Here is a 16,944-nt window from a genome sequence, read left to right as displayed (position 1 = left end):
TCTTAAATTTTAATTGTCGTCTAATCTTTTTTTGATTGCTGTCAGTTTCTCGTACATATCCGTCCAGTAGGCTTTTTGCCGTTTGTCAAACTCGGAGAAACTTTTATCCTCATGTCGGTATTCTTTATATTGCCTCGCCATTTTTATGGCTTCACTAAGGTTGGTTACCTCAATAGGGCAACCGTTCAAATCTGTTACTTGCATCATATTATGAGGTTATTTTTCAGTGGTATAAACCCCATTTTCATAGTAGCCTATCAGCCGTTCCCAAAGCCGTATTAAGCTGTCCGTATCTACATAGAAATACTCGCTTCTACTGCAATAAATGATGTATATGGCTTCATCCTTATGCACAGTTTCAAGGCTTTTATATTTAGCCATACTTTTCGCTTCGTCTATTGATTTTGATTTCATCACCATATTTTTAGTAGGCTACCACCGTTTAAGGCGGTAGCCTTTAGTTATTTAATTAAGGTTTAGAATTTCTGCTCCGTCTGTTGCAAAGGAGGTGCATAGTTCAAAAGCCTTTTGGGTCTTTAACTGTGCAGTGCCGCCCATTACAATACTTTGCAACTTGGCTTCATCATTCTTATAGTTGCGTACATTCTGATAGTAGCCTGTAACAGCGTTGTAAGCCCCGAACAATGTGCCTTTAGTGGTGTCCATTTGCTGTGTATCGCTTATCATTGCGTATGCAAAGGCATCCTCTACGGTATTTTTGAACAGCGTAGAAACTTCATCCTCTGCACCTTTTTTGAGTAGGTCAAGCGTTTCCTTATTCGGGCAAAGTGCCAATTGGATTAACTTTCTTACTTCCCTGTCCGTTACTTTTACCTTAGTCCACTCATTGAAAATGCCTTCTAACTGTTTGCTTAGGGTGTTTGCCAAGCCCATAACCTTGTGAGCGTTTTCCAAACGTTGTTTTGCTCCCGAAGTGTGCTTGATGCGTACAACATTGCTCATGTTGCGAAGCGAAGCGTTAAGGGTATTTTGGCATACAATCCTGATAGGTGTAAATGCTGCGGTAATGCTTCCGCTACCATCGTGCGAAGTCGTGAGGAAGATATATTTTGCTGTCACGTCATCGCCATTGCCTACACGGATATAGTCAGGAAGTTTTGCGGTGATGAATATGCGTTCTCCGTTGCCTAATGCTCCTGCGGTTTCGTACAGAATACCCTCGCCACCACCAACAATGGCGTCAAAGAAATTGAAGGCTTCACGGTTTTGTACAATGTGATAGTCTTTGCCCACCACACCCAATACAGCATTGTTATCGGTGCGTATGTTGGCGAAATAGTTGGGTACTTCCAATTCGCTACTGCCTATCTCTATGCCGTTAGCTGTTTCGATTATGCCCGAACCTTTGGTAAACAGTGGGGATTTTACTACCTCATAATCTAACCCTGCGTATTTGATAGCTTCCTCGCTTGTCGGGTATTGCTCCACGATTTGCCCTAAACCGTGCCATGCTTTTTGTTGTACGCTAAAGAATGAATAACGTCCTGTTCTCTCGTTGAAATTGATATTATGTGCCATGATGCTTAAAATTTTGATGTTGAAAAATGATTTAATGCTCTTTGTTAAAATGGGAGGTCGTCCTCTGTGCCTTGCCCTGTTGTAGTGTTGCTTCCTGTTTGTGGGGTAGCCTGTACGGTTTCTGATTTCTTGCCACCTCCGTGCAGTTTGATGTTTGAGGTATGGAAATTCAGCCCTGCGTGTGCTTCTCCGTCATTGCCAGTCCACGCCCTTGCACTTACCCTGCCTGTCAGCTCTACCAATGTGCCTTTGGTGAGTATCTTCGCTACGTTGGGGCTTATCCAGTATGAGCAGTCGAAGTAGGTTGTTTGCTCTATGCGTTCGCCCTGTTTGTTACGGTAGCTGTCATTGGTCGCTATCGAAAAGTTTACTACTTGTTTGTCCTGTGACGTTGTGCGTACTTCCGCATCCCTTGTCAGTCTTCCTGTGATGTTCATGTTTTCTACTTTTTTGCGTTATGAAATTTGTTCTGATTTGATTTTTTTAGATTTATTCGGTAATGAGAGGAGGTGCTGAAGTTTCGTTTCACTCTGTTACCGTTTCCAATGCTGTATTTTTCCATTACTGACATTTTTTTTATTCGTCTAAAGAGCCGGAGTATGCTTTGTTTCGTTTCACGAGCATAAAAGGTTAGTGTTTAGCAGGAACAAGGTTTTGCCAAACAAATACGACCCGCATGGGTGGAGATTTTTTGGCAAACCCAAGGGCAAGACCTTGTTCCTGGGTTAAGAACACGATCATACCTTTGCTCTTGAAATGGAACAAAAGCGGCATACCGGCTCTTGAATAAAAACTATGTGGAAGCAGGTGGAAAAGGCATTAGGAAACGGTTCTGTGTGATTACAAAATCTGTATTCAGTTGTAACAGAAATTTTTAAAGACCTTTTATTTTTTCAAATTATCGTGGCCTGGGAAGCCACGTAAACGATACTAAAAATGTAGTTGAGCAGCAGAGGGGAAGATTTTTTGTATGGTTTATCAATACATCCTGTCAAAGCTCTTTTATGGCAGAGAGTGTGCCGGAGAAATAAATGTGCTTTAAGGATTAAGTATGGGCATAAAAAAAGCAGGACTTAATCCTGCTTCGATTTGTAAGTAAATAATAATTTTACACAAGAACCTCTTCTTCCATTTCAATAAATGCAGCTTCCATTTCGGCGAATTTATGTGATACTAAATCCATGTCCTTACTGATTTTCTGACTTGTGATCTTTGCATAAATCTGTGTGGTGGAAATATTTTTATGCCCCATCATTTTGCTAAGGCTTTCAAGTGGTACACCTTCGGTCACGAACATGGTAGCAAATGTGTGACGTGCAGTATGGAAAGTTACTTTCTGTTCTGTAATAATTTCCGCGTCCTCTATCAATTTCTTTACATGACTATTGCAGGTTGCATTGGAAGGAACCGGAAAAACATACTCATTGCGTGTAACGCCCCTGTATTTCTCAATAATACGCTTCGGAATTTCCAATAGGCGGACGTTTGAAGCAACGTCTGATTTTTTTCTTCTGCAAATGATCCATTGGTGGCCATCAAAAAAGGACTGTATGTTGCTCCATTTCAGCTTTTGAATATCAACATAAGAAAGCCCTGTAAAGCAACTGAAAATAAAGAGGTCTTTTACAAGTTCGTATTTGGGCTTGGACGGTTTTAGAAGCATTAACTTTTCTACATCCTTCTTCAAAAGATAGCTACGATCAGTTTCTTCCATGCTGATTTCATAATCTTCAAAAGGGTTTTGTCTAATCAAGCCTTTTTTAATTGCCAGTTCTGCCAAAGCAATAACCGGCATGGTATAAACCCAAACTGTGTTATGTGTACACTCCTTATCTATGCGGAGAAAGAAATCGAACTCCCGAATAAAGTCTGAGGTAAGTTCCCGAAACGCCATATCCTCCCTGTGATAGCGTTCCCTGATAAATTCGGACAGATGATTGTAAACGGTCTTGTATTTATTGTAGGTGTTTTGAGAACGTTTGCCCTTGCTGACCATTCTTTCAAAATCCTCATTCTGGTCCTTGAATACTTTAAGGATGGCATCATCCATTACACCAACTCCCAAAAATGATAGCTTTACTTTTTGTGCAGTTGCAAAGCCTTCATCTTTGAGCATATCATCGTAAATCTTATTGATACGCACCCGTATATTGTCCAATTTAAGATTGGTACTCAGCGCCTGCGCACTTTTGCCCAAAACCCTTCCGTGTTTTAAATCCCAATTATTGGGGTTGATGTCCAGTTTGGTACTAAAGGATTTTGGTGTTCCGTCAATAGTGATACGCCCCATAACAGGGACGTTCCCGTTCTTCTTCGGTTCATTTTTCTTCAGGTAGAAAAGCAGTTTGAACGTGGATCTTTTCTCTTGTTCCATAACTCAAATGTTTAACGTTTAAAATTAACTTTCATTGAGTTACAAGGGAATACGAAAATCGGTGCAAATAACTGAAATATAGGTTGTTATATCATCATTCGGTTAGTTGTATTCAGTAACGATTTAGTAACCTAACCTTGTCATTTTAAGCCCAAAACTTGTCGGACACCTACTTCCAAATTTTTCCTCACGTTTTATAAACCACTGTATATGAACGGTCTTAACCGTTTTGCTTATTTTTGCTTTCTCCTAATATTTTTTCAACAAAAAAGTGGCTTTAGTCGGTGTCTCCAGCGGAAAATATGGCAACATCAGAGGAGTGGATCATTTTACAGGAGTATGCAACTACCTCCGCATGCATGTATTACCACTCAAAATTCATGTCCCGCATATTCAGTCTGAACTGAATGAAGAACAACAGTTATTTCAACCAACAACTGTAAAATTTGTACAGGAACAAATCCACGAAATTATTCAATTCTAATCCCTTATCTGGATTTCAGAATATTTTCCAACAGCTGATCTACAGAGGTTTTAAATGAAACTTCAGGAGTCGGGTATTTACCCAAGAGGTCTTTACTGTTTTCATATACAAACATTTCCCATTCGCCTTCATGATATTCCAATGCAGTGAGGTTTTCGACCCAATCTCCTGAATTGAGGTAGATCGTCTCTCCCTTCTTTGTTTTGACCGTCCGGATCTGTGGCTGATGGATATGTCCGCAGATAACATAATCGTAATTTTGTTCTATGGCCAGCTCTGAAGCGGTTTCCTCAAAATCATTGATATATTTCACCGCTTTCTTGACACTGTTTTTGATTTTTTTTGAAAATGAGTATTTCTCTCTTCCCATTTTACTCAGTACCCAATTCACCAGATTATTGAGCTGAATAAGTTTATCGTATCCCCATCCGCCCAATTTTGCTAACCACTTGGCATGATGAACGGATGCATCAAATACATCTCCGTGAAAGATCCAGGCCAGCTTACCTCCAAGATTGAGAATTATTTTATTGGTGAGGAGAATATTTCCGAAATGCACATTTGCAAATTTGCGAAGCATCTCATCATGGTTGCCTGTGATATAAATGACTTCGGTATCCTGACAGGCGAGTTCAAAAATATATTTGATAACCAGTAAATGTGAATCAGGGAAGTAGCTTTTTTTGAATTGCCAGATATCTACGATATCACCATTCAGGATAAGTTTACGTGGTTTTATAGACCTCAGATACTGCAAAAGCTCCTGAGCTCTGCATCCATATGTACCCAGATGGACATCAGACAGAATGACTAAATCGACTTCTCGCTTCATATGCAGATTGGTTTTTACAAAAAAGATAAAACTATATTAACTAATCATTTTCAGACAATTAAGAAATTATAATTTTTATATCTTTACCAAAAACCAACAATTATATATATGTACTTTATCAACAAACATCTCCTTTTTATTACATTGCTATTTATTGTCTTCCAAAGCTGTTCAAATTCCAACTCTACTTCTAAATCCCTTACTGATGCTGAACAAAAGGCAGGATGGCAATTTCTTTTTAACGGAGAGAATACCGAAGGGTGGCATATTTTTAATAGCGCAGCAAAAGATTCAAAATGGATCGTGAATAACGGAGTCCTGGCCTGCTCACCTCATAAGAAGGATGGTATATTCGGAGACCTTACAACGGATAAAAGTTATAAAAACTTTGAATTAGCATTTGACTGGAGTATTGCCAAAGGAGGTAACAGTGGAGTATTTATCAATGTGCAGGAAGCCCCGAAGTATAGCGCAACATTTGCGACCGGAGTGGAAATGCAACTTCTGGACAATGCAAATGCTGAGCCCCGGCACCAAAAAGACAGCACACACTGGGCGGGCTGTATCTATGATGTAAGCTGTATTGGTAATCAATCCAAACCAAAGCCTTTCGGGGAGTGGAATTCGTCAAGAATTGTTCAGAAGGACGGTAAAGTAAGCTTTTACCTGAACGGTGTCCTTACTGCAGAAGAAGATCTGAGTGGACCTGCCTGGAAAGCAAAAGTGCAACAAAGTAATCTGAAGGTACATCCCGATTTTGCTAAGACTACAGAAGGCAAAATTGCTTTTCAGAACCATACGGATTCTGTAGCTTTCCGCAATATTAAAATACGGGAGATATAAAATTTATTATACAGATCAGGGGTAGTGAATGATACTCCTGATCTGTAAATATTCTTCATTCGGATTACCACTTAAACACAAGACCCACTGAAGCGCCTCCATGGAAGGTATCAGCTTTTTTGTCTGATCCGAAAAATTTCCATTTAACCGGCTCTTTATCCACATCAGGAACTACATGCTCCGAATAATGGAAAGAAGGCGCAGCATATATAGCCAGATGTTTTGACAGATGAAATCTTGGGATTACCCGTAGACCCGCTCTGAAATAGTCATTCTTGAAATCTTTATCATAGCTCGTTCTGCTGATCAGCTCGGTGGCCAGAGAGAAATTTTTATTACGGATCATATTTGCTCCTATTCCGAATTCTAAAGCATACCGGAGATCCGGATCGTCCCAATAATAACCTGCACTGATAAGACTGTACAGCATACGTCCTCCTGACCTGAAATTAAGGCTTACTAACTTGCTTTCGTCCGCACTGACAGACAATTCTTTATACCCGTTTTTTATCAAGTTAAAAAGACCAATCGGATAGTCACTACTATCCGCAATATTAACCAAACCGGCTATCTGTACGCCTTTTACTTTTTTTGCCACATTAACGGCTCCTGCCAATTGATTCTTCACTTCTGATCTCGATACATTGACAAGTCCGCCAATCTGGCTTCCCTGTGAAGAATTGGCAATATTGAGTGCCCCTGCAAGCTGCAATCCTGACTTTACGGTGTCTACCTTATTCCACAACCCTCCCATCTGGACTCCTGAGAGGTCGTTAACCACCACATTCCCTGCACCGGCCATTTGTAACCCTTTCACATTTCCACCCACGACATTAACAAGACCTCCGATCTGTGTACCACGCATATTGTATTGATTGATATTTAATGCCCCACCGATCTCAAAACCATCCACTCCGGCAGTATACCCCCCCAATACGTTCAGAGAAAACTTATTGACAACCTGAGATTCAAAAAAACCATGTGTGCTCAGTCCGGGTGTCATCGACACCTGAAAGGGGCTATATGCAAATACACCTCCCAGATTGAGACTCTGGAGCCTGCGGGAAGAGTTAGAAAACAAGTTACCCAGATAGGTAGTAAATATTCCCTTTTCTTTGTTGTAATCGGAATAGTACCCCAGCTTACCTTTTTTTGCTAATTTGGTAGCTTCTATGGGCAACAAAAGAATAATGGATGTATCCCTGTAGTTTTCTTTACTCATTGATATAGCAACCAACTGTTCAGGCTTCTTGATATCAAGCTCGAAATACCCGTTTTTATCCGTTAGTGTAGATACAAATGCATTCTTATCATAGATGCTTGCATATTGAATAGCTTTATTGGTACGGATATCTTTTATATAGCCCGTTATCATAACCCTGTTATTTATCTGAGCGGGGATATGAACATCTACATCCATCTTTTGAGGAGAATAGGCAATGATGACGTGAGACATGGTTTCTTTAAAACTGAACTGATCTCCCAACAGATTTTCGAGATAACCGACCAGCACACCACTGTACGCCGGCACATTGACGATGCTGTCTTGATTGATTAGCGGACTGTTATAAGAGAAAAGAATTTGATTCGATGATTTAATCTGTTCAAAGATTTCACGTATTGATGTATTTTTGAATGCCTGCATTCTGATCTGCTGTGCTAATTTTTCCTGTGCACCAGCGTATGTACACATACACAATGCAACAAAAAGTGAACAAAACAGCATTTTTGACAAGTATATTAGGTTGTTTTTAGACATGATTTTATTTGATATGGTACTGATTCCCCTTTTTCTCAATTTTCAGATCAAAGGTCTCCAGGATTACTTTGATAATTTCAGATAGCGGCTGCTGTTCAAATGTTGCGGTAAGCAAAAGCTGCCTCTGCTTCGGATTGCTCAATACCAGATGCTGATCGTAGGCCTTATTCAGTATTTCAAGTACCCTTGGCAATGGTGTATTCTCAAATACAAACTCCTGATGTACATAGTAGCGATACAATTGATCGGGAACGGTATCTACCCTAAGCTTATTTTTCAGCGTATCGCTAATCAAAACAGATTGCAGCGGCTTTAAGATGACCTCCTGATCTGCACTGCGTACACTTACAGAGCCGGAGGCAACAATTACTTCTGTTTCGCCATTACCACGTCTTACGTGAAAACTGGTTCCCAGAACAGTAATTTTAGTTTTACCCGCATCGATTACAAATGGATGCTTTTCATCTCTTTTCACTTCAAAAAATACTTCTCCGGATGTAAGTTTCACTGATCTGTTTTTACTTAACCAAGACTCAGAATAGGCTATCTCCGAATATTTATTTAATGTGACCACACTTCCGTCAGGGAGCTGATCTCTTCGAACATCTGCAAAAGATTGTAATTGTTTGTCCACTGCAGACTGCGCAGCAAAGAAGTAAAGAGAAATACCCAAACACAACAAGGTGACAGCTGCGATCATCCATTTAACCGGAAGGACACGTGAAGGTTTTTCGTATTTGACCTGCGCTTCTTCCCGTTCATTCTTTTTCCGCACAAAATCTGCCCAGACCTGATCGATATCGATATCTTCCGGAACAGTTGTTTGCTTACTCAGTTCCCAGGCTTTCTTCATTTGTTGATACACTTTTTCATTTTCATGATTACTGGAGATCCATTGTTCTACAACAAGAACCTCTTCCGGAGAAGCATCTCCTACAATATATTTTGTCACTAACACGTCTTTCATAACCCAAATAGTAAAGAGATGATTAAAAAGGTTAAATAATCTACCAGATGCACACGCAGATGGCGTAACGCCTTGCTCATATGGCCTTCTACTGTCTTGATGGATAAGTTTAGCAGATCTGCAATCTCCTTATACTTTAAATCCTGAAACCTGCTCATTTCAAAAACGGCTCTGCTTTTCTCTGGCAGCTGCAACAGTGCCTGATGCAATTGTTTCTTTAACTCCGAATCTCCCTGATCCATATATTCTGTATCTTTTTCATGCAGCAACTGGTATTCCTGATACCTTCTTTTTAATTGCTCGCGCTTAAGTGTATTGAGACTTTCATGATACACTGCCCGATAGAGATAGGCTTTTAAGGAAGTATGGATATCTGTCTCCCAATCGCGCTCCCAAAGCCTCATAAATACCTGCTGTACTACCTCTTCTGCAATAGCTGAATCCTCCAGAAAACGAAATGCATACCGATGGAGATCCTTGAAATGTTCTCGGAAGATCATTTCAAACTTGTGTTCCTTTTGAAGCGGAATATGTTCAATACCTGCTAACATCGAAATAATTTAAATACGTTATTTATTCTTCAATTTATAGCTAAGACAACTCAAAAATCATTTACCCTCATCCTTTTCTGCATTTTTTTCCTTTTGTCGTTTCTACCAATACTTTTCTAATCTTTTTAAGGGTAAAAGCCAAACCAATTGTCAAAACTATTAAAAAACAATGTTAAACATGGGGCTCCTCATCTACTCTTTTATTCTCGGCGGATTAATTTTTATTTCTTTTCTATGGATGCTGTATATCCTTATCAATGCAATACATGAAAGCGCAGAAACAGAACAATAAAACGAATCGTAGTCCTCAACATATGAACAGCATATACCGCATTATGGGATTTATGATTGGCCGGATATTTCGTTACCGATATAATGTCGTCATTCAAAACTTCTCACGAGCCTTTCCGGACATGTCTTATACTTCGATTGTGCATCACGTACATGATTTCTATTGTGTACTGGCCCGAATTATCATTGAGCAATTATCCGGCATATTTCGCTCATCCACAGTTCATGTAAAAAATGCACAGCTATTCGATACAGCATACCGGGAAAAAAGACATATTATTATTCTGATGGGTCACTATGGAAACTGGGAACTTCTGAATCGTCTGCCAGGTCTCTTAAACAAACCTGTACAAGCACTTTACAAACCTTTAAAAAGCAATCATTTTGATCGCCTTGCACAAAAATCAAGAACACGTGAAGGACTGCGGCTTATTCCTTCTTCACAGGCATTACGAACATTATTAAAGGAAAAGAATTCCCCACATATCACAGTATTTCTTGCTGATCAATATCCCGGATCTGAGAATGGCTATCCTGTTACTTTTCTGAACCAGCAAACCTATGCCTTTAGCGGAGCAGAAAAAATTGCAAAGACTTTAAATGCATATGTAGTATACGGGGAATTCTCTCCCGCAGGTGATTACAACTGGACGCTGCGTTTAGATCTGATCTGTGAATCCGCAAGCCAGACCTCAGCAGGTGAAATAACTCAAAACTATACCCGGAAACTGGAAGACAGCATTATAAAGGCACCTTCCTATTGGTTATGGTCACACCGGAGATGGAAATAAAAAAAATTAAAATGCGACAAGGGTATAATGCAATTACTCTGTCTTATTCCTAAACAACAATAAAAATTTCATTATCTACTAAAATCAAAAAAAGATGAACAAGAACTTAAAAACAGGATTCACACTATTAGCACTTACTTTGGGGCTCACTCTAACTGCACATGCTCAAAAAATTGAATATGGTATCAAAGCGGGTGCACAGTACAGCAGCTTTTCATACGGAAATAAATCAATTAAAGATGAAGCCGGAAAAATAGGTGCCCATATAGGAGTATTTGCCCGCACAACTGAAAAACTATACTTTCAACCGGAACTGAATTTCTCCATGTTTAATGCAAAATATACGTACGACAGCAAAGTATACACTCCAAAATTCTATCAGGCAAATCTGCCTTTACAGGTGGGATATAAAGTCCTTGAAAAAGATGATCTGAACTTACGCGTATCTGCAGGACCTCAACTTAACTATGATCTGAAAAAAGTGAAGGCAACTGCTACCACATCTTTCAAACAACTTTCCTATGATGCATTGATAAACGTAGGGGCTGATGTTGAAAAATTCACCTTTGACCTGAGATTCAATTACGGCCTGAATAAAAGAAATAAAGATCTGGGTGCCCGAAATGAAACTTATGGCTTGTCAGTAGGATACAAATTCTAATTCCTTTCCCCTCTATTTTAGTAATCAGGCATCCGCGAGGGATGCCTTTTCTGTTTGCGGAAAATCGATATCAGTTGGATTTGTGAGATACTAAATATGTAATCTAAAAACAATCACTAACTTAAGGTTAAAAAACTAGAATCTATAAAAATGCGCACAGGAGTATTAATAACATTAATAGCCATCATCTTTACATCTTCCCTCGTAGGCTGCTCTACAACAGTGAAACTAGGTCTATCGGGAAAGTATAATATGAAACATGTTCAAAGCGAAGAAATTGCAAAGAACAAAGTAGCGATTGCAATCAATCTCTTTGATATCAAAACCAAAGATAAGATTGCTATTGCGGATGTAAAAAATCTACCAGGTATTGTTATAGATAGCTCCAGCAACTACAAATTGCTTCTATTCGACCGCGATTCATTACCTCGAAGTATAAGAATCAATAAAAAGGGAAAAATGCCTTTGCCACTTCATCCTGAGAAAAGCAAAAAAAACCTTCTTATAATTAAAGTATATCTAAGTGAAGATATCAGAGGTGTTATCTGATATTTACAGATATAATTAATCCATAATTAGATGATAACACTAAAGCATCCTCGCGGATGCTTTAGTGGAGGCTACTGGGTTCGAACCAGTGACCCTTCCGATTTTATCGGAATGATCTGAACCAGCTAGTCCGACTTGTTAATAAGCTCCTCTATTTTTAAACGGCTTTTCCAGGATTTAAGCTGACGTTCACGAATTAATGCTTCATTCTTCGTTTCATAACACTCCTGATGGACAATACACCAATCCGTAAATCTTCCGGTAAAACCCTTTTTATAACGTGAATTATGTCGACGCAAACGACCTTCAGGATCATGCGTCACACCAATATAATAACCGTCTGCTTGGACTGAATATAGAATGTATAGAAAATACATAATTAGGTGATAATAAAAAAGCATCCTCGCGGATGCTTTAGTGGAGGCTACTGGGTTCGAACCAGTGACCCTCTGCTTGTAAGGCAGATGCTCTGAACCAGCTGAGCTAAGCCTCCTTTTTTTACTTTAGTGTGGAGAATACTGGGTTCGAACCAGTGACCCTCTGCTTGTAAGGCAGATGCTCTGAACCAGCTGAGCTAATTCTCCTTGTATTTTTAACGGATTTCATACCGCCTACGCTTTCTGACCAGTGACTCTTCCGATCTGTATCGGAATGCTCTGAACCAGCTGAGCTAATTCTCCTTGTATTTTTAACAGATTTTATTCTCTCTGTTGTTTTTTGATTATCTCAAAAACACAATCGTTCTTTCTGATTGCGTGTGCAAATATAGGCGATTATTTCGATTTACAAAACAATTTGTAATATATTTTTAACCATTAAATTACAATTCACTCAAAAACAACCACATAAATTCTTCTGATTAATCATAGAATTTCCAACTCACACCGAACCGAAGATTTGCTTCATTCATCGGATACCTTCTCACTGTATAATATCCTTTAGGGTAAACGAATTGGTTGATGAAATTGTAGCTGATAAATAAGTTCACCCTCTTTATATTAGCTGTAGCCCACACATCGACAATCGGATACGTAGAGAACTCTATACCCACATTATCATTATAAAACTGTCCTGAATTGATCGAATAAGAAGGCGTACGGAAGGGCGTATTGAATTTCACATCCGTTCCCAGATTAAAATCCAACACTTTATATAATTTATTATTATAATAAAAGCTATGCCATGTGTATATTTCAGGAATTGCTAAAATACCGGCAGCATCGGATTTTTGATACACGACCAAATTGTTTAAATGGAAGTTACCAAACTTAAAGTTTTGGCCTACGGATATTTTCAATAAATTCAGATTTCCAAATTGTGCCGGTTCGATTTGCCTTGCCAGCTCTGCATTGTTACTTGGATTGTCTATTTCCTTAAAATAAAGGTAATTGCTGATCAGGAAGTACTCTGCCTTACCCGTAAATCCTAATTTGTTGTTTTTATAAGCAAATGACAGATTCTGTGTCTTTGTTTTATCAAAGTTATTATCCCATTTATGATATGTATAGTTTAAGCGGTCAAATATCATCTCAGGAGACTTATTTTGACTATAGGCACCCAAACTGATCTTTCCGGCATTTTCACTTAACAGCACATCTGCTTTTGCTTCATACAGATAATCACCAAAGTTACGCCCCAGTATAATCTGATCCACTCTTCCCTGAAAATTTACCCTGTCGCTAAACTTATATCCTATTGTACCCCAGATCGTGCTATTCTGAAAAAACTCATTACCAAGCGTATCTTTTGAGCCTGAATACCAGATGAGATCATTTTTGAATCCCAGGTCGAGCTTGGCTTCATTCTTAAGTTTTCCTCCAGGCCTTAAATAGAAAGTATACGTAAATTCATTTGATATATTGGTAATTGAAGTCGTATCTCGTGTAAGTACACTTCCTCCTACCGGGAAGGCATCGTATGAATCGGCTTCATTCTTAAAAAACAGAAATTTCTGCATCCGGATAGATGAGTTGTGAGAAACAGCATTAGTCGGATGTATCTCCATTTCGGGTGTCCCTGCATTAATCGTATCTAGCCGGCCGATGTAATAAGACTGCCGAAGAAAAAATGAATTATCTTTCCATTTATTATAGGGTCGGTTTGCTGTTTGTCCGCTCAACTTTGTTTCATACGTATACTTAGCCTGCCCTGTCGTGTCCTGAAAGATATTATTATTCACTACCGAACCATTCTCAGTGGCATCTAAGGAATTGAAGACAGCATTGACGAGCATATTGTACCGTAGGTTGGAAGACTCATACCAGGAGAACACAGCCGCTTTTCGATCACTGTAATTCTGGTTTTTATAATAGCCATCTGTATTCGTGGCGTGATATTCCGCACCAATGTTCCAATGTGGTGTAATATTTTGTGCAATTTTGGCCTTAAAAACCTGATCATCAAAGAAAAATCCTACAGCATACAACTCCGAATATCTGGCTCGTGCTCTGTAATACTGTATAGAGTCGGGCCGCAGTAAATAACGCTCCATAGCATGAAATCCACTCTGAAATCCAATGGTCTTATTCGGATTGAAAAGAAGATCACGTGATGCGAGTCCGTAAGACCCCAGGTTTATACTTGGATTCCATGGCAGATTTTGTTTATTGAAATACTGAAAATTTCGATGTGAGGTATCAATCTGTACGGTATATGTTGCTTGTTTCAGCATCTCTAATGTAGCATAGCGAACATATCTTGCCGTAAACTCTACCGAATCCTTTTTGTTATCCTCTTTTGCCCGTGCAGAGTCCAGAGCAGTACTCCACTCTTCCCCTTCTTGAGCGTGCGCTTGCCCAAGTCCCAAACTTACACAGCATATTAATGCTAAAACGCGGAGTAAAATTCTCATCTACAATCTTTCGAAATTTATTTTGTTGTTTCCTGCCTCAAAAATAACGCTAAAAAACAAAATTATTGTAGTGCAATTAATTCTTTCATAATTGCGGTCATTTTGGGTTCACATTTGGCTGCCACATCGACAATCTCCTGAAGTGAAACGGGCTTAAGTTCCTCATGAAACCCTTCGTCTGTTACTACTGAAATAGCAAATACAGGCAATCCCATATGATTTGCTACAATTACTTCCGGAACGGTACTCATGCCGACAATATCTCCGCCAATAATGCGCATATAACGATATTCTGCACGAGTTTCAAGATTAGGTCCGGGAGTAGATACGTACACAACTTTATGCGCCTTGAAATCCAGCTTGTCAGCTATATCCAAAGCCTGTCTGATCATCATAGGATCATAGGGTCTGCTCATATCAGGGAAACGCGGACCGAATACATTTTCATTTCCTCCACGCAAAGGATTATCCGGTAATAAATCGATATGATCATCTATAATTCCTAAATCTCCTTTTTTGATCTCCGGATTAAGTGATCCAGAAGCATTGGACACGAACAGTTTTTGTATGCCTAATACTTTCATAATGCGTACTGGAAAAGTAATTTCACGCATACTATAGCCCTCATAATAATGAAGCCTTCCCTGCATAGCTACGACCTTGCGGCCGTTTAAAGTTCCGAAGATGAGTTTTCCGGAATGAAACTCTACAGTAGAGATTGGAAAGTTAGGGATATTCGAATACATGAGTTGAAACTCGACGTCGATTTCATCGACCAGTTTTCCTAATCCTGTTCCCAGGATAATACCGAATTCGGGAACAAAGTCCCCTATTCGTTTTTTGATAAATGATACGGTTTCTTCTATAGATTGATACATGTGTGCAAAAAAAAGTTTAAATTCAAACTTAACGCATTTTTTTTGCACGCACAAGTATCAAATGGTATTCATAGGTAGATTAGAGGGCTTTGGTATCAGCATGCTGTTTGCCCGGCGATGTGATGATCAACATCAGGGCAGTCAGGAATCCGTTATACACGATCAATTCGTAACCGATTCTGTACGTTGTATGCGGTACAATCAGAAAGTAATTGATCAAGAATAATATAACCGGAGAGAGCACACAAATAAATGGAACCAAATTATCATTGACACGATATCTTGTCAAAATACCTAGAGCAAATAATCCCAACAAAGGACCATATGTATAGCTCGCTGCTACGAAAATTGCTGTAACAACAGAATCATCGTTGAGAATTCTGAAAATCAAGATAACAACAAGCATCAGTACAGAGAATCCCACATGAACCCAATTGCGCTGACGCACTAAAGCCGGATCATTTGGATTTGCCTTTTTATTGAAGTTTAGAAAATCCACACAGAAAGATGTAGTCAGTGCTGTCAAAGCAGAATCTGTAGTCGCAAATGTCGCGGCAGTAAGCCCCATCATAAAGATAATGCCTGGAGCAAGTGAAAGATAATTCAGTGCAATTTCAGGATATAAATAATCCGGTGTACGTAAAGCGGAAACATCAATATTATTTTCTGCAGCATAGATATACAGCAATGCGCCTACTGCGAGAAAAAACAAATTGATAACAACAAATATGCTGGTAAAAGTCAACATGTTTTTCTGTGCTTCGCCGATCGTACTCATACTTAAATTCTTCTGCATCAGATCCTGATCCAGTCCGGTCATAGCGATGGTAACGAATATACCTCCAATGAAATTCTTTAGGAAGTGATTCTTATCGCCCAACAGATCTTCCCATACGAATATAGAGGAGTATGAACTGTTTTTCACCTTTTCAAATGCTTCTACTACTGATATTCCAAGACCGTCTGCCATGAAATAAATGGAGAGGACAACCGCCAGCAACAGGAAGAATGTCTGCAATGTATCGGTGATAATAATAGTCTTAAGACCTCCTTTATTTGTATACATCCAAATCAGGATGAGACAGATTGCAATCGTTACTGCAAATGGAACCTGAAGGGAATCAAATATAAATTTCTGCAGAATGATAGCAACCAGGTAAAGTCTGAATGCCGAACCTATAGTTCTGGATATCAAGAATATCATCGCCCCGCTTTTATAGCTTTTATGCCCGAATCGTTCTTCTAAATAGGTGTAAATAGATGTCAGATTCATACGATAATACAAGGGTAACAACACATATGCAATCATCACAAATCCTACAGCATTACCCAAGACAAACTGGAAGTAGCTGAAGTTAGTATGACCTACTGCACCCGGAACAGAGATAAATGTAACTCCTGACAGCGCTGTACCTATCATTCCAAAAGCAACCATATACCATTTAGAATTGCGGTTAGCAACAAAAAATGTAGAGTTGTCAGATGATTTTCTGGATGTAAAATAGGCTACTCCGAGCAAAAGTCCGAAATAAACCAATAAAAAGGTTAATAATATTAAAGGTGACATGTGTTTA

At 39.1% G+C, this 16,944-nt stretch carries 17 protein-coding genes and 3 tRNA genes; 5 read left to right on the top strand and 15 right to left on the bottom strand.

Annotated features, from left to right (window positions below):
• Nucleotides 1–9: 9 nt before the first annotated feature.
• The 4 genes from I6J03_RS10175 to I6J03_RS10160 form a co-directional block, all read right to left on the bottom strand.
• Nucleotides 10–207, bottom strand: a complete 198-nt coding sequence (locus I6J03_RS10175; RefSeq protein WP_003012824.1) for a hypothetical protein — start codon at nucleotides 205–207, stop codon at nucleotides 10–12.
• 258 nt (nucleotides 208–465) lie between these two features.
• The gene (locus I6J03_RS10170) at nucleotides 466–1,539 is read right to left on the bottom strand and encodes a DUF932 domain-containing protein (RefSeq protein ID WP_003012828.1); all 1,074 of its coding nucleotides are present in this window, start codon (nucleotides 1,537–1,539) and stop codon (nucleotides 466–468) included.
• 44 nt (nucleotides 1,540–1,583) lie between these two features.
• Nucleotides 1,584–1,976, bottom strand: a complete 393-nt coding sequence (locus I6J03_RS10165; RefSeq protein ID WP_003012830.1) for a single-stranded DNA-binding protein — start codon at nucleotides 1,974–1,976, stop codon at nucleotides 1,584–1,586.
• A 671-nt stretch (nucleotides 1,977–2,647) separates the two neighbouring features.
• Nucleotides 2,648–3,913: a site-specific integrase gene (locus I6J03_RS10160; protein WP_201694356.1), complete on the bottom strand. Its 1,266-nt coding sequence runs from the start codon at nucleotides 3,911–3,913 to the stop codon at nucleotides 2,648–2,650.
• A 271-nt stretch (nucleotides 3,914–4,184) separates the two neighbouring features.
• Here I6J03_RS10160 and I6J03_RS10155 point away from each other — a divergent pair, with 271 nt between their 5' ends.
• Nucleotides 4,185–4,397: an NADPH-dependent FMN reductase gene (locus I6J03_RS10155; RefSeq protein WP_003012844.1), complete on the top strand. Its 213-nt coding sequence runs from the start codon at nucleotides 4,185–4,187 to the stop codon at nucleotides 4,395–4,397.
• A gap of 4 nt (nucleotides 4,398–4,401) precedes the next feature.
• On the opposite strand, the gene I6J03_RS10150 is transcribed toward I6J03_RS10155, so the two are convergent.
• Nucleotides 4,402–5,229, bottom strand: a complete 828-nt coding sequence (locus tag I6J03_RS10150; protein WP_003012845.1) for a UDP-2,3-diacylglucosamine diphosphatase — start codon at nucleotides 5,227–5,229, stop codon at nucleotides 4,402–4,404.
• 108 nt (nucleotides 5,230–5,337) lie between these two features.
• Here I6J03_RS10150 and I6J03_RS10145 point away from each other — a divergent pair, with 108 nt between their 5' ends.
• The gene (locus tag I6J03_RS10145; protein WP_003012846.1) at nucleotides 5,338–6,072 is read left to right on the top strand and encodes a 3-keto-disaccharide hydrolase; all 735 of its coding nucleotides are present in this window, start codon (nucleotides 5,338–5,340) and stop codon (nucleotides 6,070–6,072) included.
• Nucleotides 6,073–6,136: 64 nt separating this feature from the next.
• Here the strand turns inward: I6J03_RS10145 and I6J03_RS10140 are convergent, their stop codons facing one another.
• The 3 genes from I6J03_RS10140 to I6J03_RS10130 form a co-directional block, all read right to left on the bottom strand.
• Nucleotides 6,137–7,765: a peptidase associated/transthyretin-like domain-containing protein gene (locus I6J03_RS10140; RefSeq protein ID WP_201694355.1), complete on the bottom strand. Its 1,629-nt coding sequence runs from the start codon at nucleotides 7,763–7,765 to the stop codon at nucleotides 6,137–6,139.
• Between the two features lie 70 nt (nucleotides 7,766–7,835).
• Complete coding sequence (locus I6J03_RS10135) at nucleotides 7,836–8,798, bottom strand: FecR family protein (RefSeq protein ID WP_201694354.1); 963 nt, start codon at nucleotides 8,796–8,798, stop codon at nucleotides 7,836–7,838.
• The gene (locus I6J03_RS10130; RefSeq protein WP_003000010.1) at nucleotides 8,795–9,349 is read right to left on the bottom strand and encodes an RNA polymerase sigma-70 factor; all 555 of its coding nucleotides are present in this window, start codon (nucleotides 9,347–9,349) and stop codon (nucleotides 8,795–8,797) included. Before I6J03_RS10130 ends, I6J03_RS10135 begins: the two co-directional genes overlap by 4 nt.
• Nucleotides 9,350–9,615: 266 nt before the next feature.
• Here I6J03_RS10130 and I6J03_RS10125 point away from each other — a divergent pair, with 266 nt between their 5' ends.
• The 3 genes from I6J03_RS10125 to I6J03_RS10115 all read left to right on the top strand — a co-directional run bounded on the left by I6J03_RS10125 (nucleotide 9,616) and on the right by I6J03_RS10115 (nucleotide 11,641).
• On the top strand, nucleotides 9,616–10,431 hold the full coding sequence (locus tag I6J03_RS10125) for a lysophospholipid acyltransferase family protein (protein WP_232279870.1): 816 nt from the start codon (nucleotides 9,616–9,618) through the stop codon (nucleotides 10,429–10,431).
• Nucleotides 10,432–10,525: 94 nt separating this feature from the next.
• Nucleotides 10,526–11,092, top strand: a complete 567-nt coding sequence (locus I6J03_RS10120; RefSeq protein WP_003012852.1) for a porin family protein — start codon at nucleotides 10,526–10,528, stop codon at nucleotides 11,090–11,092.
• 150 nt (nucleotides 11,093–11,242) lie between these two features.
• A complete protein-coding gene (locus I6J03_RS10115) occupies nucleotides 11,243–11,641 on the top strand; it encodes a hypothetical protein (protein WP_039990596.1) in 399 nt (132 codons plus the stop codon).
• A gap of 65 nt (nucleotides 11,642–11,706) precedes the next feature.
• Here I6J03_RS10115 and I6J03_RS10110 read toward each other — a convergent pair.
• From I6J03_RS10110 to I6J03_RS10080, 7 genes are all read right to left on the bottom strand, one after another.
• Nucleotides 11,707–11,776 (bottom strand) — tRNA-Phe (locus I6J03_RS10110).
• A complete protein-coding gene (locus I6J03_RS22915) occupies nucleotides 11,767–12,018 on the bottom strand; it encodes a GIY-YIG nuclease family protein (RefSeq protein ID WP_003012856.1) in 252 nt (83 codons plus the stop codon). Before I6J03_RS22915 ends, I6J03_RS10110 begins: the two co-directional genes overlap by 10 nt.
• Nucleotides 12,019–12,059: 41 nt before the next feature.
• A tRNA-Val gene (locus tag I6J03_RS10100) sits at nucleotides 12,060–12,134 on the bottom strand.
• A gap of 16 nt (nucleotides 12,135–12,150) precedes the next feature.
• Nucleotides 12,151–12,225 (bottom strand) — tRNA-Val (locus I6J03_RS10095).
• Between the two features lie 275 nt (nucleotides 12,226–12,500).
• Nucleotides 12,501–14,492, bottom strand: coding sequence for a putative porin (locus I6J03_RS10090; RefSeq protein WP_003012857.1), 1,992 nt, complete (start codon nucleotides 14,490–14,492; stop codon nucleotides 12,501–12,503).
• Between the two features lie 62 nt (nucleotides 14,493–14,554).
• Nucleotides 14,555–15,370 carry a purine-nucleoside phosphorylase gene (locus I6J03_RS10085; protein WP_198137151.1) on the bottom strand — a complete coding sequence of 272 codons (816 nt, stop codon included), beginning with the start codon at nucleotides 15,368–15,370 and terminating at the stop codon, nucleotides 14,555–14,557.
• A gap of 79 nt (nucleotides 15,371–15,449) precedes the next feature.
• The gene (locus I6J03_RS10080) at nucleotides 15,450–16,937 is read right to left on the bottom strand and encodes a sodium:solute symporter (RefSeq protein WP_003012861.1); all 1,488 of its coding nucleotides are present in this window, start codon (nucleotides 16,935–16,937) and stop codon (nucleotides 15,450–15,452) included.
• Nucleotides 16,938–16,944: the final 7 nt, after the last annotated feature.

The sequence above is a fragment of the Sphingobacterium spiritivorum genome (assembly GCF_016724845.1).
Lineage (GTDB): Bacteria > Bacteroidota > Bacteroidia > Sphingobacteriales > Sphingobacteriaceae > Sphingobacterium > Sphingobacterium spiritivorum_A.
The sequence above is the reverse complement of the archived record's forward strand: the minus strand, read 5'-3'. Positions and strand labels throughout refer to the sequence as shown.